Source organism: Streptomyces sp. CA-146814, assembly GCF_050942385.1.
Classification (GTDB): domain Bacteria; phylum Actinomycetota; class Actinomycetes; order Streptomycetales; family Streptomycetaceae; genus Streptomyces.
In genome coordinates this window covers 6,886,716-6,901,508 of record NZ_CP192068.1, presented here as the reverse complement: position 1 = coordinate 6,901,508, position 14,793 = coordinate 6,886,716, and the positions used below count along the sequence as shown (strand labels likewise).

General features: G+C 72.0%; 11 protein-coding genes. 3 read left to right on the top strand and 8 right to left on the bottom strand.

Annotation, left to right across the window (positions count from 1 at the left end; translation table 11 throughout):
* Positions 1-870: an oxygenase MpaB family protein gene (locus tag ACQP09_RS30490; protein WP_433405533.1), complete on the top strand. Its 870-nt coding sequence runs from the start codon at positions 1-3 to the stop codon at positions 868-870.
* A gap of 80 nt (positions 871-950) precedes the next feature.
* Positions 951-2,591 carry an FAD-dependent monooxygenase gene (locus tag ACQP09_RS30485; RefSeq protein ID WP_433405531.1) on the top strand — a complete coding sequence of 547 codons (1,641 nt, stop codon included), beginning with the start codon at positions 951-953 and terminating at the stop codon, positions 2,589-2,591.
* 86 nt (positions 2,592-2,677) lie between these two features.
* On the opposite strand, the gene ACQP09_RS30480 is transcribed toward ACQP09_RS30485, so the two are convergent.
* The 5 genes from ACQP09_RS30480 to ACQP09_RS30460 all read right to left on the bottom strand — a co-directional run bounded on the left by ACQP09_RS30480 (position 2,678) and on the right by ACQP09_RS30460 (position 9,456).
* Entirely contained in the window at positions 2,678-3,325 is a 648-nt protein-coding gene (locus ACQP09_RS30480; protein ID WP_433405528.1) for a fasciclin domain-containing protein, read from the bottom strand.
* Positions 3,326-3,400: 75 nt separating this feature from the next.
* A complete protein-coding gene (locus ACQP09_RS30475; RefSeq protein ID WP_433405525.1) occupies positions 3,401-4,996 on the bottom strand; it encodes a molybdopterin-dependent oxidoreductase in 1,596 nt (531 codons plus the stop codon).
* 163 nt (positions 4,997-5,159) lie between these two features.
* Positions 5,160-7,382, bottom strand: a complete 2,223-nt coding sequence (locus ACQP09_RS30470) for an NADP-dependent isocitrate dehydrogenase (protein ID WP_433405523.1) — start codon at positions 7,380-7,382, stop codon at positions 5,160-5,162.
* Between the two features lie 131 nt (positions 7,383-7,513).
* The gene (locus ACQP09_RS30465; protein ID WP_433405520.1) at positions 7,514-8,977 is read right to left on the bottom strand and encodes an amidase; all 1,464 of its coding nucleotides are present in this window, start codon (positions 8,975-8,977) and stop codon (positions 7,514-7,516) included.
* A gap of 128 nt (positions 8,978-9,105) precedes the next feature.
* Positions 9,106-9,456, bottom strand: a complete 351-nt coding sequence (locus ACQP09_RS30460) for a hypothetical protein (RefSeq protein WP_433405518.1) — start codon at positions 9,454-9,456, stop codon at positions 9,106-9,108.
* A gap of 222 nt (positions 9,457-9,678) precedes the next feature.
* Between ACQP09_RS30460 and ACQP09_RS30455 the strand changes: the two genes are divergently transcribed.
* The gene (locus tag ACQP09_RS30455; RefSeq protein ID WP_433405516.1) at positions 9,679-10,437 is read left to right on the top strand and encodes a hypothetical protein; all 759 of its coding nucleotides are present in this window, start codon (positions 9,679-9,681) and stop codon (positions 10,435-10,437) included.
* Positions 10,438-10,499: 62 nt separating this feature from the next.
* Here the strand turns inward: ACQP09_RS30455 and ACQP09_RS30450 are convergent, their stop codons facing one another.
* The 3 genes from ACQP09_RS30450 to hydA form a co-directional block, all read right to left on the bottom strand.
* On the bottom strand, positions 10,500-12,053 hold the full coding sequence (locus ACQP09_RS30450) for an NCS1 family nucleobase:cation symporter-1 (protein ID WP_433405513.1): 1,554 nt from the start codon (positions 12,051-12,053) through the stop codon (positions 10,500-10,502).
* 98 nt (positions 12,054-12,151) lie between these two features.
* Positions 12,152-13,153, bottom strand: coding sequence for a TIGR03842 family LLM class F420-dependent oxidoreductase (locus ACQP09_RS30445; RefSeq protein ID WP_433405511.1), 1,002 nt, complete (start codon positions 13,151-13,153; stop codon positions 12,152-12,154).
* 10 nt (positions 13,154-13,163) lie between these two features.
* On the bottom strand, positions 13,164-14,564 hold the full coding sequence (hydA, locus tag ACQP09_RS30440; RefSeq protein ID WP_433405508.1) for a dihydropyrimidinase: 1,401 nt from the start codon (positions 14,562-14,564) through the stop codon (positions 13,164-13,166).
* Between the last annotated feature and the right edge of the window lie 229 nt (positions 14,565-14,793).

Sequence of the window (14,793 nt, the reverse complement as noted above, 5' to 3'; positions counted from 1 at the left end):
ATGGACAGAGCGCAGCCGGACTCCGGTGTACGGGAACGGCTCGGCCGAGCCCTGTTCTCCCGGGTGGCGGGACCCTCCGGGCCGGAGAACCGGGCCCGGATCCACGGCACGCCCGGCCCGCGCTGGTTCGGCCCGGACCGGCCGGTGCGCCGGGTGCACGGGGACGCGTCCATGTTCATCGGCGGGCTGCGCGCGCTGCTCCTCCAGTCGCTGCACCCGCTCGCCATGGCCGCCGTCGCGGGCCACTCGGGGTTCAAGGGCGATCCGTGGGGGCGGCTCCAGCGGACCAGCACGTTCCTCGCGGTGACCACGTTCGGCACGGCCGAGCACGCGCAGGAGGCGGTGGACCGCGTACGTTCCGTGCACGAGCGGGTGCGCGGCATCGCGTCCTCCGGGGAGCCGTACCACGCGGCGGATCCGCATCTGCTGTGCTGGGTGCACGTCGCCGAGGTGGACAGCTTCCTCCGGGCCCATCAGCGGTACGGCGCACGGCCGTTGGACGGTGCCGGGTGCGACGGCTACATCCACGACATGGCGACCGTGGCCCACGCCCTCGGCATCCCCGACCCGCCGCACGACCGGGCGGAGCTGGCGGCCCGGATCGCCGCCTACCGCCCGGAGCTGCGCGCCACCCAGGAGGCCCTGGACGCGGCCCGCTTCATCCTTCTGCACCCGCCGCTGCCCTGGCCGGCCCGTCCTCCGTACGCCGTACTCGCCGCCAACGCCGTGGCCAGTCTCCCGCCGTGGGCCCGGGAGCCGCTGCGGCTGCCCCGGGTGCCGGGGGTCGAGGAGGTCTGCGTACGGCCCGCCGGGAAGGCTCTGACCAGGACCATTCGGTGGGCGATGACTCCGCCGCCCGCGCCCGCCTGACCCTCCGGGTGCCGAGGTCGGCCGGCGGCAGGACGATGGAGGGGACCGTACGCAGGGGGGCCCAGGGCGGGAGGCCCCCGGTGGCACGCAGCGAATCGACCGATGTACTCGTGGTGGGCGCGGGCCCGGTCGGGCTGACGCTCGCCGCCGAGCTGCGGCGCGCGGGCGTCTCCTGCCGGATCGTGGACCGCCTCCCGGCCCGGCTGCCGTACGCGAAGGCGGTGGGCATCCAGCCGCGCACGCTGGAGCTCTTCGACCGGATGGGGCTGGTGCGGGAGGTGCTGGACGCGGCGGTCCCGATGCGCGGACAGCTGAGTTACGTGAACGGGGCCGCGCAGGGCCGCATCGAGCTGGCCCTCCCGCCGGAGGTGCCGTACGGCTTCGCCGCGCTGCCGCAGTACGAGACGGAACGCGTCCTGGAGGAGTTCCTCGGGCGGTTCGGCACCGGGATCGAGCGGTCGACGGAGCTGGTGGCGTTCGCCCAGGACCCTGCCGGGGTGACGAGCCGGCTGGCCACCGCTTCCGGGGCCGAGGAGGAGGTGCGGTCCCGGTTCCTGGTCGGGTGCGACGGGGCGCACAGCGTGGTCCGCAAGGCGCTCGGGCTCTCCTTCGAGGGCGGGGCGTTCCCCGAGGAGTACATGCTCGCGGATGTGGAGGTGGGCTGGGGGCTGCCGCCGGGGTACGGGGTGCGGTCGATGCACCGGGGGGAGGACGGCGCGATCGACGACCTGCTGGTCTGCATCCCGCTGCCGGGCGAGGGCCGCTACCGGATGTCGATGCTGGTGCCGCCGGAGCTGTCGGCATCCCGTCCTTCGGAGCCATCGGCCGGGGACGGTGTGGCGCACGGCCTGGAAGGCGGTACGGCTCCCGCTCTCGCCGACATCCAGAAGGTGCTGGACCGGCTGGCGCCGGAGCCGGTCACCGCGTCCGCGCTGCGCTGGTCGTCGGTGTTCCGGATCAGCCACCGGCTGGTGGACCGGTACGGGGAGGGGCGGGTGTTCGTCGCCGGGGACGCGGCGCACATCCATCCGCCGACCGGCGCCCAGGGCATGAACACCGGTGTCCAGGACGCCTGCAACCTGGCGTGGAAGCTCGTACTGGCCGTCGAGGGCGCGGCGGATCAGCGCCTGCTGTCGAGCTACGGCGCCGAGCGGCATCCGGTGGGCGAGGAAGTGGTGGGCCGGACGGTGCGCCATGCCGCCGAGGGTGTGCAGGCCGACCCGACGGACCTGGAGACGTTGCTGCTGCGCGAGGCCCAACTGCTCGTCAACTACCGGGAGAGCCCCCTCGTGACGCCGCTGCCTCCGGGCGACGGGGCCGCGCTCCGGCCGGGCGACCGGGCTCCGGACTGCGGCGGCCTCACCGGGGACATCGCCGCGTATCCGGTGCGGCTGTTCGACCTGTTGCGCGGGCGGGGCCATGTCCTGGTGGTGTACGGGAACCACCCGGCCGGTGACGCGCCGGCCGATCTCGCGGCGGCGGCCGGTGAGTTGACCGGCGGCCGGATGGAGACCTGCCGGATCCTGGCTGCCGACGCGCCGCCGGACGAGGCGACGGGACTTCCTCATCACCACGACAGCCGGGGTGAGTTCGCACGGCAGTACGGGGTGGAGGAGGGTGCGGCGTTCGTCGTACGGCCGGACGGCCACCTCAGCGCCTGCCTCCGGCCGCCCACGGTCGGGGAGTTGAAGGAGGCGCTGGGGAGGGTCTTCGGCCGGTGAGGGCAAAAGCCCCGCTGCGGGAGGCCTGTGGAGGTTGACGGCCGTCCTCCCGCAGCGGGGCTTCCGATTGCTAGAGGGGCTGCCGATTACTTCGGCATCAGCACCGTGTCGATGATGTAGACGGTGGCGTTGGCGGTCGGCACGTTGCCGCAGACCACGCTGGCGCTGTCGTTGACCTTGTACGACTCACCGGAGCCCGACGTGGTCAGCGAGCTCTTCTGCAGGGTGTCGAACGTGCCGCTCTCCAGCTGCTGCGGGGTGAGCTTCTGGCCCACGACATGGTAGGTGAGGATCTCGGTGAGCTTGGCCTTGTCGTTGAGGACCGCGTCCAGGTCGGCCTTCGGGATCTTGGCGAAGGCGTCGTTGGTGGGCGCGAACACCGTGATGTTCTCGGCGTTGTTGAGGGTGTCGACGAGGCCGGCCTTCTGCACGGCGGCGACGAGCGTGGAGAGCGCCGGGTTGTTGGAGGCGGCGGTGGCGACCGGGTCCTTGGCCATGCCGTCGAAGCTGCCCGCGCCGTCCTTCGGGACACCGGCACAGGCCGGGCCGAACGGCTTGTCCGTCATGGCGTCGTCACCGGCGGCCGGCTTCGACTCCTCGGGGGTGGAGCCCGCGGCGGAGGAGCTGTCGGAGGCCTTGTCCGAGCCGGAGTCGGAGCAGGCGGCCAGCGTGAGGGGGAGCATCACGGCGGCGGCGACGGCGACGGCTGCGCGGCGGTGGCGAAGGGCGTTCATGGAGTTCTCCTGGATCGTTCGTTCGTAAGGGGAAAGGGATGAAGTACTGAGGGGGAGAGGTCTGTTGACGGGGGGTCAGTCCACGGTGACCACCACCGAGTGCCAGCCGCTGGCGCCGTCCGGGACGGTCTTGGTGCGCTTCTCGGTCTGGACCTCGCCCGTGCCGTCCGTGGCGCGGACGGTGAGGGTGTGTCCGCCGGGCTCCGCCTTCCAGGGGTAGGACCACTGGCGCCAGGTGTCGACGGTGTCCTGCTCCGCCAGTTGGGCCGGGCGCCACGGGCCGTCGTCGACGCGGATCTCGACCTTCTCGATCCCGCGGTGCTGGGCCCAGGCCACTCCGGCGACCATGACCGTGCCGGCCTCGGGGCGCCCGAAGGGCTTGGGGGTGTCGATCCGGGACTGGGTCTTGATCGGGGCCTTGCGGGCCCACTTGCGCTTCACCCAGTACGGGTCGTAGTCGGCGAAGGTGGTGAGCTCGATGTCCTCGATCCACTTGCAGGCCGAGACGTATCCGTACAGGCCGGGGACGAGCATGCGGACGGGGAAGCCGTGGACGAAGGGGAGCGGTTCGCCGTTCATGCCGACGGCGAGCATGGCGTCCCGGCCGTCCATGACGTCCTCGACGGGGGTACCGAGCGTCATGCCGTCCACCGAGCGGGCGATGATCTGGTCGGCCTTGCCGCCTCGGGACGGCGGCTTGACGCCCGCCTCCTTGAGCAGGTCGGCGAGGCGTACGCCGATCCACCGGGCGTGGCCGATGTAGGGGCCGCCGACCTCGTTGGAGACGCAGCAGAGGGTGATCTCGCGCTCGATCAGGGGCCGGTTGAGCAGGTCCTGGTAGGTGAACTCCAGGTCCCGGCGTACGCCTTGGCCGTGGATGCGCAGCCGCCAGGTGTTGGCGTCGACCTTGGGGACCACCAGGGCGGTGTCGACCCGGTAGAACTTGTCGTTGGGGGTGGTGAACGGAGGGAGGCCGGGGACCCGCAGCCGCGCTCCCGCCGGGGTCGGCTTGGCGGGTGAGGCCGGGGCGGGCAGCTTGACGGCCTCGCGGGAGGCGACGGCGTCCTGGGCGCTGCGGCCGTTGAGGGTCCGGCCGACCGCTCCCGCCGCGGTGGAGGCGGCGGCCGCGGCGGTGGCGGCGATCAGGAAGCCGCGCCGGTCCCAGCCGCTCTCGCCCTGCTCCTCCAGCTCCTCCCCCGCGATCCTGCGCGGCCGGGTGAGCCTGCCGACGAGGACGTACAGCAGGGCCGCTCCGGCCACCGCTCCGACCAGCGACGGCAGTCCGTCGACGATGCCGGTGGAGTCCGGGCGGCTGACGGCCGAGGCGGCGCCGACCACACCGAAGGCCAGGACGGCGGCGGAGCCCGTACGGCGGTGGCGCAGGGCCAGCAGGCCGACGGCGACGGCGAAGAGGGCGAGGGTGAGGACGATGCCGAGCTGCAGGACGAACTTGTCGTTCTCGCCGAAGTTCCGGATCGCCCAGTCCTTCACCCCGGCGGGCGTCCGGTCGATGGCCGCCCCGCCGACCGCTGTCACGGGGCTCGCCTCGGGCCTGACGGCGGCCGAGACGAGTTCGGCGACGGTCAGGGAGGCGAATCCCGCCAGCAGTCCGCTCAGGGCTGCGAGCGTTCCGCGGGTCAGGGCTGTCCGGGTGATCCTCACGGTCGTCATTCGGAGCCGTGGGACAGCCGGATTGGTCGATCACCCGATCACGTGAAACTCGCCGGTTCGCCTGCGGTGGGCGCCCGTACGACGTAACGGCGCAAAGCGAACCGCCCCGGCCGGGCACAAGGCCGGCCGGGGCGGATGTGATGCCTCTACATCAGGCGAAGCCTCAGGCGAGGGACGCGATCGCCTGGTTGAACGTGGCGGACGGGCGCATGATCGCCTCGGCCTTGGCCGGGTCGGGCTGGTAGTAGCCGCCGATCTCGGCCGGGGAGCCCTGCACCGCGATCAGCTCGGCGACGATGGTCTCCTCCTGCTCGGCCAGCGTCTTGGCGAGCGGCGCGAACGCCTCGGCCAGCTTGGCGTCGTCGGTCTGCTGCGCCAGCTCCTGGGCCCAGTAGAGGGCCAGGTAGAAGTGGCTGCCGCGGTTGTCGATACCGCCGAGGCGACGGCTCGGGGACTTGTCCTCGTTGAGGAACGTGCCCGTCGCCCGGTCCAGGGTGTCGGCGAGGACCTGGGCCCGCGCGTTGTCCGTGGTGGTGGCCAGGTGCTCGAAGCTGACCGCGAGGGCCAGGAACTCGCCCAGGCTGTCCCAGCGGAGGTAGTTCTCCTTGACGAGCTGCTGGACGTGCTTGGGCGCCGAACCGCCGGCGCCGGTCTCGAAGAGGCCGCCGCCGTTCATCAGCGGGACGACCGAGAGCATCTTGGCGCTGGTGCCGAGCTCCAGGATCGGGAAGAGGTCGGTGAGGTAGTCACGGAGCACGTTGCCGGTGACGGAGATGGTGTCCTCGCCGCGGCGGATGCGCTCCAGGGAGAAGGCGGTGGCCTCGACCGGCGACTTGACGGAGATGTCCAGGCCGTCGGTGTCGTGGTCGGCGAGGTACGTGGTGACCTTGGCGATCAGGTTGGCGTCGTGGGCGCGGCCCTCGTCCAGCCAGAACACGGCCGGGTTGCCGGTCGCGCGGGCGCGGGTGACGGCGAGCTTGACCCAGTCCTGGATAGGCGCGTCCTTGGTCTGGCACATCCGGAAGATGTCACCGGCGCCGACGGCCTGCTCCAGCACGACGGTGCCGTCCGTGCCGACGACGCGGACGGTGCCGGTGGCGGGGATCTCGAAGGTCTTGTCGTGGCTGCCGTACTCCTCGGCCTTCTGCGCCATCAGACCGACGTTGGGCACGGAGCCCATGGTCGCCGGGTCGAAGGCGCCGTTGGCGCGGCAGTCGTCGATGACGACCTGGTAGACACCGGCGTAGCTGCTGTCCGGGAGGACGGCGATGGTGTCGGCCTCGTTGCCGTCCGGGCCCCACATGTGGCCGGAGGTGCGGATCATGGCCGGCATGGAGGCGTCGACGATGACGTCGCTGGGGACGTGCAGGTTGGTGATGCCCTTGTCGGAGTCGACCATCGCGAGGGCCGGGCCCTCGGCGAGCTCGGCCTCGAAGGACGCCTGGATCTCGGCGCCGACGCCCGGCAGCGAGCCGAGGCCCTTGAGGATGCCGCCGAGGCCGTCGTTCGGGGTGAGGCCGGCGGCGGCGAGCTGGTCGCCGTACTTGGCGAAGGTGTTCGGGAAGAAGGCGCGGACCGCGTGGCCGAAGATGATCGGGTCGGAGACCTTCATCATGGTGGCCTTGAGGTGCACGGAGAACAGCACGCCCTCGGCCTTGGCACGGGCGACCTGCGCGGTGAAGAACTCGCGCAGCGCGGCGACGCGCATGACGGCCGCGTCGACGACCTCGCCCTTGAGGACGGGTACGGACTCGCGCAGCACGGTGGTGGTGCCGTCGTCGCCGTGCAGCTCGATGCGGAGCGAGCCGTCCTCGGCGATGACGGCGGACTTCTCGGTGGAGCGGAAGTCGTCGACGCCCATGGTGGCGACGTTCGTCTTCGAGTCGGCCGTCCAGGCGCCCATGCGGTGCGGGTGGGCCTTGGCGTAGTTCTTGACGGAGGCGGGGGCGCGGCGGTCGGAGTTGCCCTCGCGCAGCACCGGGTTCACGGCGCTGCCCTTGACCTTGTCGTACCGGGCGCGGACGTCCTTGTCCTCGTCGCTCTTCGGGTCGTCCGGGTAGTCCGGAAGCGCGTAGCCCTGCTCCTGGAGCTCGGCGATGGCCGCCTTGAGCTGCGGGATCGACGCCGAGATGTTCGGCAGCTTGATGATGTTCGCGCCGGGCGTCCTGGCCAGCTCGCCGAGCTCGGCGAGTGCGTCATCGATACGCTGCTCGGCCTTCAGCCGCTCCGGGAAACTGGCGATGATCCGGCCCGCGAGGGAGATGTCACGGCGCTCGACCGTGACGCCTGCGGTCGAGGCGTAGGCCTCGATCACGGGCAGGAACGAGTAGGTCGCCAGGGCAGGGGCCTCGTCGGTGTGCGTATAGATGATGGTCGAGTCAGTCACCGGGTGCTCCGCTCCACGTCTGCAACATTGCTTGACATCAAGATATCTCGTCACCGCCCGTGGCTCCACAAGGCCCCCGTACGGCTTCACCGTCCGGGTACGGGGCCTGGTGATGACCCGATCACTCCTCGTTACGAGATCGGCGGCCGGTCCTCGTACCAGCGCCGGTCGTCCTCCAGCTGGGCGGCCAAGGCGATCAGGCGTTCCTCGCCGCGGGACGGCCCGAGGAGCTGGGCGCCGACGGGGAGTCCGGAACGGGTGAAGCCGGCCGGGACGCTGACACCGGGCCAGCCGAGGACGTTCCACGGCCAGGCGTAGGGGCAGGCGGCGGCCATGGTGACGTCGGTGCGCCAGGCGCTGAGCTGGTCGAAGGTGCCGATACGGGGTGGGGGCGCGGCGGTCGTCGGGGTGAGGAGGACGTCGTACGTGTCGAAGAGGGCGCCGATCCGGCGGTGCTGGCGCACCTCGCGGGCGCGGGCGGCCCGGACCACCCGGCCGCCGAGCCGCGTCCCGGTCCGCAGGGCGCTGCGGGTGCGGGGGTCCAGGAGGGCCGGTTCGGGGTGGCGGGCGGCGAACTCGGCGATGCCCGCCGTGGCGCGGGGTACGAAGGCGAGGCCGATCAGCCCGTACCGGGGGCGGGCCTCCTCGACGTGGTGGCCGAGCCGGGCCAGGGTCTCGGCGAGCGCGGTGACGGCCCGGCGCACCTCGGGGTCGGGTCCGGCGCCGGTGAGGGTGAGCGGGGGCCGCCAGGCGAGGGCGATCCGGAGGCGGCCCGGATCGCGGCGGGCGGCGTCGGAGGCGCGGACGGCGGGCGGGCGGTGGAGGTCGTCGGGGTGCGCACCGGCGGCCGCGTCCAGCAGGAGCGCGGCATCGGCCACCGTACGGGCGAGCGGGCCGTTGACGGTGAGGCCCTGGAAGGCGTCGTGGTGCGGGTGGACCGAGACGCGGCCGCGCTGGGGCTTGATGCCGACGAGGTGCGTCCAGGCGGCGGGGATGCGGACGGACCCGGCGCCGTCCGAGCCGAGGGCGGCGGGGACCAGGCCCGCGGCCACGGCGGCGGCCGATCCGCCGGAGGAGCCGCCGGGGGTGTGGGCGGTGTTCCAGGGGTTGCGGGTGGCGCCGAAGGCCGGGCCCTCGGTGAACGGCCACTGGCCCAGCTCGCAGGAGTTGGTCTTGCCCACGATGACGGCCCCGGCGGCGCGCAGCCTCCGGACCGCCTCGCTGTCCGTGGTGACCGGCGGCCGGTCGCCGTCGCAGCCGAAGTGCGTGGGCAGGCCCGCCACATCGGTGTCGTCCTTGACCGCGACCGGCACGCCGAGCAGCGGCAGCCGCTCCCCCGCCGCGAGCCTGCGGTCGGCCTCGGCGGCCTCCGCGAGGGCGGCTTCGGCCCGCAGGTGGCGGAAGGCGTTGAGCGTGGGCTGCGCGGCCTCGATCCGGGCGAGGGCGTCGGCGACGAGTGCGGTGGAGGTGGTGGCGGAGTCGGCGAGCAGGCGTGCGCTCTCGGCGAGGCCGGGCGCCGGGGCGGGACGCGGGGTGTGCTGGAGGTGTGTTCGTACGGCCGGGTCGGTCCGCTCGGTGGACTCCGCTGAGGACATGGGCGTGCCGCCTCCCTCGTGGCCGCGGGGTCGACCGGTCGTCCCGGCCGCTGCCCACACGTACTTACTGGAGGGTAACGAGAGGAGGCGGCACGCTCAACCGTTACGGCCGCCGCACCCGTCCGGCGTTACGGCCGGACATGGATCTCACCGATGCCGGTGCCGATCTTCCCGCAGTGCGCGGTGGACTGGCCCGACTCGCCGGGCCGCAGCGTGACCCGGTTGCCGTCGACGTCCGGGGCCCAGCCGCAGACCAGGTGGACCCAGAACGTCTGCGTCTGGCTCCCGTTGTTGCGGCAGAGCGCGTAGCCCGTGTACTCGTCGACGGCGTGCTTGCCGGTGTGGCAGGAGAGGCCGGGCGGGATCGCGGCCGGAGCGGCGGTCGCCGAGGTGGCCGGGCTCGGCAGTGCGGTGGCCGCCGCCGCGACGACCAGCGCCCGCAGGACGGACCGGGTCCGCTTCCCCGTGAACAGGTTCATGGTTCTCCTCCGTGGTGCGCGTGTGTACGTGAACCCACGCGTGTGTACGTGATCCCGCACGGGATCACGTACGCGCCTCTGCCCACGCTCCGTGGCCGAAAACACCGCCGCGCTTCACTCTCCGTACGCACGCCGGGCGGCGCCTCCGCTCCCGGCGTACGCTCGAATGTGCCGGTCGCCCCGGTTCGTACGCCCTGACCGGGGCCTTTCCGAGGAGGCGACGTGAGCGGACATCGTTGGGCCGCACGGGCGGCGGCGGGCGCGGCGGCCGTCGCGCTCACCGTGACGGGTGGCGCGGTCGCGCAGGCCGACGACGACATCGCCTCGCTCGGCGCCGAGCAGATCGCGGACCGCTCCCGGGACGCGCTGCTCCAGGTCTCCTCCCTCCATCTGAGCGCGCGCGGCAGTCTCGACGGGAGCGGCGAGCGGATGAGCGTCGATCTGACGCTGGACCGGGCGGGCAACTGCGCGGGCGGCGTCGACATGGGCGAGGACGGGTCCGTGGAGATCGTGAAGCGCGCCGACGATGTCTGGCTGAAACCGGACAAGGCGTTCTGGGAGACCCATGTGCCGATCGGCGGCGCCACGTTCGACGCGATCCTCGACGGCCGTTACATGAAGGCGAAGGCCGATGACGCCCGGCTGCTGACGGTCACGGAGGTCTGTGACCTCGACACCTTCCGCGAGCTGATCACGGACAACCGCGACGCGGCCGAGCGCGGCACGCTCTCCAAGGGCCAGGAGACCGAGGTGGACGGCGCGCCCGTCATTCCGGTGACCCGCGCCCAGGGTGAGAAGCGGCTGACGGTGTACGTGGCCACCGAGGGCGAGCCGTACCCGGTGCGGATCACCGTGCAGGGAGCGGAGGAGGGGACCGTGGACTTCTCCGGCTTCGACCGGCCGGTGCCCGCCGAGACCCCGGCCGCCTCCGAGACGGTGGATGTGACGGCGCTGCTGGGCCGCAGCGTCAAGCCGGTGTGAGTACGCGTTTTCGGTCGCGGGGCCGGCCCCGCACACACCGCACAGGACCGGCCCCGCCGCCATCAGGCCCGCTCCCGACGCTCCCGCCCGGTCAGCACCACGTACAGCACCAGCGAAGAGGCCAGCCCGACCGCCCAGCCGTAGTCGGCGAGCGGCTTGAGGAACGGGATCAGTCCGTCGGCCGGGAACGGCCCCTTGCCGGGAGCCGAGTGCGAGCCGCCGACCGCCAGGACGCCACCGACGGTGAAGGCCGCCACCGCCCGCCAGTTCCAGCCGGCCCGGTACCAGTAGCGGCCGCCGGGCCGGTAGAGGTCGGCGAGGTCGAGGACCGTGCGGCGGACGATCCAGTAGTCCGCGATCAGGATGCCGGCCACCGTACCGAGCAGCCCGCCGACCAGTCCCAGCCAGGTGAAGATGTACAGCTCGGGCGTCTCCGTGAGCTTCCACGGCATGATCACGACCCCGACCACGCCCGTGATGAGCGCCCCGCCCTTGAAGCTGATGAACTTCGGCGCGAGGTTGGCCAGGTCGTACGCCGGTGAGACCACGTTGGCCGCGATGTTCACGGAGATCGTCGCGATCAGCACGGTGACCAGGCCGAAGAGGAGCCCGAAGACGTTGTCGGTCCGGGCCACGAGCTCGACCGGGTCCCAGATGGCGACCCCGTACACCGCCTGCGAGCCGGAGGTGACGAAGACCGAGAGCAGCGCGAAGAACGTCATCGTGGTCGGCAACCCGAGCGACTGGCCCCAGATCTGCGCGCGTTGGCCCGCGCCGAAGCGGGTGAAGTCGGGGATGTTGAGGGAGAGCGTGGCCCAGAAGGCGATCATGCCCATCAGGGACGGGAAGAAGACCGGCCAGAAGTCGGCGCCCCAGCCGAGCGCGGACGGCTGGTCGAGCAGCGGGCCGAAGCCGCCCGCCTTGACCGCGACCCAGACGAGCAGCGCGACGGCCCCGACCAGGACGAAGGGCGCCGCCCAGTTCTCGAACCGGCGCAGCGCGTCCATCCCCCGGTAGATGATGGCCAGTTCGAGCGCCCAGAAGAGCGTGAAGCAGAGCCAGAGCGTCCACGGCTGCCCGCCGATCTCCCCGGCACCGGCCCATCCGCCGAAGACCTTGCCGAGCAGCGTGAAGATCCCGACGCCGCCGATCCAGGTCTGGATGCCGAACCAGGCGCAGGCGACGGCAGCCCGGATCAGGGCGGGCAGGTTGGCGCCGCGCAGCCCGAAGGAGGCGCGGGCCAGGACCGGGAAGGGGATGCCGTACTTGGGTCCGGCGTGCCCGGTGAGCAGCATCGGCGCGAGCACGATCACATTGGCGAGCGCGATGGTGAACACGGCCTGTTTCCAGTCCATGCCGAGCGCCACCAGACCGGAGGCGAGCAGCCAGGACGGGATGTTGTGGGCCATCCCGATCCACAGGGCCGCGAAGTTGTACGTCGTCCAGGTGCGCCGCTCGACGGGGACGGGGAGCAGGTCGTCGTTGGTGAAGCGGGTGTCGTCGGGGACGTATCCGGGGGCGAGTTCGACGCGGCCGGACGCGGCGTCGGCAGCCGTTCCGGGTATCGCGTCGTGCGGGGAGGAGGATGGTGGGGTGGGTGGGACGGTGGCGGTCATGGTGGTCGAGCCCTTCGCTCGGGAGCGGTGCCGTGCGGGGCGGTGCGGGCGGGGTGCGGTACGGGCGGGACGGGGTCGTGGGGGGGGGCGCAGGCGGGTCAGGCGTTCAGTGCGGGGATGATCGTGGAGCCGTACGCGTCGATGGTCGCCTCGCGCGCGTCGTGCATGTTGTAGACGGCGAACTGGTCGACGCCCATGTCCCGCAGCGCCCGGAGCTTCTCGATGTGCGCCTCGGCGGGTCCCAGCAGGCAGAACCGATCGACGATCTCGTCGGGGACGAAGGCGGTGTCCGGGTTGCCGGTGCGGCCGTGGTGGCTGTAGTCGTAGCCGGAGCGCCCCGCGATGTACGCGGTCAGCTCGTCCGGCACCATCCCCGAGTGCTCGCCGTACCGGGCGACCAGGTCGGCGACGTGGTTGCCGACCATCCCGCCGAACCAGCGGCACTGCTCACGGGCGTGGTCGAGGTCGTCGCCGACGTAGGCGGGGGCGGCGACGCAGATGGTGACGGAGTCCGGGTCCCGGCCGGCGTCGGATGCCGCGTCCCGTACCGCCTTGATCATCCACTCGGTGAGGAACGGGTCAGCGAGCTGGAGGATGAACCCGTCCGCCTTCTGGCCGGCCAGGGCGAGGGCCTTGGGCCCGTACGCCGCCATCCACACCGGCAGCCGCCCGTCCTTCACCCAGGGGATCTGCACCGGCTGCCCGTCGACCGTCGCCTCCCGGCCCTCCGCGAGGTCCCGGATGACGTCGATGGCCTCCCCCAGCCGGGCCAGTGTGTTGGGCCGGCGGCCCGCGACACGCATCGCGGAGTCGCCGCGCCCGATCCCGCAGACCGTGCGGTTGCCGTACATGTCGTTGAGGGTGGCGAAGGTGGAGGCGGTCACCTCCCAGGTGCGGGTGCCCGGGTTGGTGACCATCGGGCCGACGGTCATCCGGTCGGTGTGCTCCAGGATGCGGCTGTAGATGACGAACGGTTCCTGCCAGAGCACGGCCGAGTCGAAGGTCCAGCCGTAGCGGAAGCCGTTGCGTTCGGCGCGGCGCATCAGGCCGACGACGGCGGAGGCGGGCGGGTCGGTCTGGAGGACGAGTCCGAAGTCCATGCGGGATCTCCTAGTCGAGGTACTGACTGGTGGCACGCGGGGTGTACATGCCGTGTCCGGCGCGTCCGGTGAACTTCTGTTTGTCGAGGACGAGTTCGCCGCGTGAGAGCACGGTCTCGACCTGGCCGGTAATCCGCTTGCCCTCGTACGCCGAGTAGTCGACGTCCATGTGGTGCGTCTCGGCGGAGAGGGTCTGTTCGGCGTGCGGGTCGTAGATGACGATGTCCGCGTCGGCGCCCGGGGCGATGGTGCCCTTCTTCGGGTAGAGGCCGAACATCCGGGCCGGGGAGGCGCAGGCGATCTCGATCCAGCGGCGGCGGGTGATGTGTCCGTCCACGACGGCCTGGTGCAGCAGGTCCATCCGGTGCTCGACGCCGGGCATGCCGTTGGGGATCTTGGAGAAGTCGCCGCGGCCCATCTCCTTCTGGCCGGAGAAGCAGAAGGGGCAGTGGTCGGTGGAGACGACCTGGAGCTCGTTGTTCCGCAAGCCCCGCCACAGGGTCTCCTGGTGCTCCTTGGGGCGCAGCGGCGTGGAGCAGACGTACTTGGCGCCTTCGAAGTCGGGCTCGGCGAGGTTGTCGGTGGAGAGGAACAGGTACTGCGGACAGGTCTCGCCGAAGACCGGGAGCCCCTTGTGGCGGGCGGCGGCGATCTCCTCCACCGCCTCGTCGGCGGAGACGTGGACGACGTAGAGCGGCGATCCCGCGACCCGGGCGAGCTGGATCGCGCGGTGGGTGGCCTCGGCCTCCAGGGCGACCTTGCGGACGTCTCCGTGGTAGCGCGGGTCGGTGCGGCCGGCGGCGAGGGCCTGTTCGACGAGGACGTCGATGGCGATGCCGTTCTCGGCGTGCATCATGATCAACCCACCGTTGCCGGAGGCCCGTTGCATCGCCCGCAGGATCTGGCCGTCGTCGGAGTAGAAGACGCCCGGGTACGCCATGAACAGCTTGAACGACGTGACGCCCTCGGCGACGAGCCGGTCCATCTCCTTGAGCGAGGACGGGTTCACGTCGGCGAGGATCATGTGGAAGGCGTAGTCGATGGCGCAGTTGCCGTCGGCCTTGGCGTACCAGGCGTCGAGCCCTTCGCGCAGCGACTTGCCCACGCTCTGGATCGCGAAGTCCACGATGGTGGTGGTCCCGCCCCAGGCCGCGGCGCGGGTGCCGGTCTCGAAGGTGTCGGCGGCGTACGTGCCGCCGAACGGCATCTCCATGTGGGTGTGCGCGTCGACACCACCCGGGATGACGTACTTCCCGGTGGCGTCGATCCTGCGGTCGGCGCTCCAGGACTCGGCGGCGTCGGTGCCGTGGGCGGCGAGTGCGGCGATGCGCCCGCCCTCGACGAGGACGTCGGCGTGGATCTCGTCGGACGCGGTGATGACCAGACCACCGTGGATGACGGTGCGGCTCATGGGTACCTCCTCGCTGGGGCGGTACGGGGGTCCACGCACATGGACCCCCGTACGCCGGTCGGTTGGCGCTCGTACGGCGCTCGGTACGGGCGGCTCCGTTCGGACGGTGCTCCGCCTTCGTACGGTGCTCGGTACGGGTTCCGTTCGGACGGTGCTCCGCGTCCGTACGGTGCTCGGTACAGGCTCCGTTCGGGCGGCGCTCCCCGTCCGTACGGGGCTCGGACTGCGC

Bases quoted from the DNA above. Each gene is read 5' to 3' on its own strand.
- ACQP09_RS30490 (WP_433405533.1), top strand. From the start codon at position 1: ATGGACAGAGCGCAGCCGGACTCCGGTGTACGGGAACGGCTCGGCCGA.
- ACQP09_RS30480 (WP_433405528.1), bottom strand. From the start codon at position 3,325: ATGAACGCCCTTCGCCACCGCCGCGCAGCCGTCGCCGTCGCCGCCGCC.
- ACQP09_RS30475 (WP_433405525.1), bottom strand. From the start codon at position 4,996: ATGACGACCGTGAGGATCACCCGGACAGCCCTGACCCGCGGAACGCTC.
- ACQP09_RS30465 (WP_433405520.1), bottom strand. From the start codon at position 8,977: ATGTCCTCAGCGGAGTCCACCGAGCGGACCGACCCGGCCGTACGAACA.
- ACQP09_RS30460 (WP_433405518.1), bottom strand. From the start codon at position 9,456: ATGAACCTGTTCACGGGGAAGCGGACCCGGTCCGTCCTGCGGGCGCTG.
- ACQP09_RS30450 (WP_433405513.1), bottom strand. From the start codon at position 12,053: ATGACCGCCACCGTCCCACCCACCCCACCATCCTCCTCCCCGCACGAC.
- ACQP09_RS30445 (WP_433405511.1), bottom strand. From the start codon at position 13,153: ATGGACTTCGGACTCGTCCTCCAGACCGACCCGCCCGCCTCCGCCGTC.
- hydA (WP_433405508.1), bottom strand. From the start codon at position 14,564: ATGAGCCGCACCGTCATCCACGGTGGTCTGGTCATCACCGCGTCCGAC.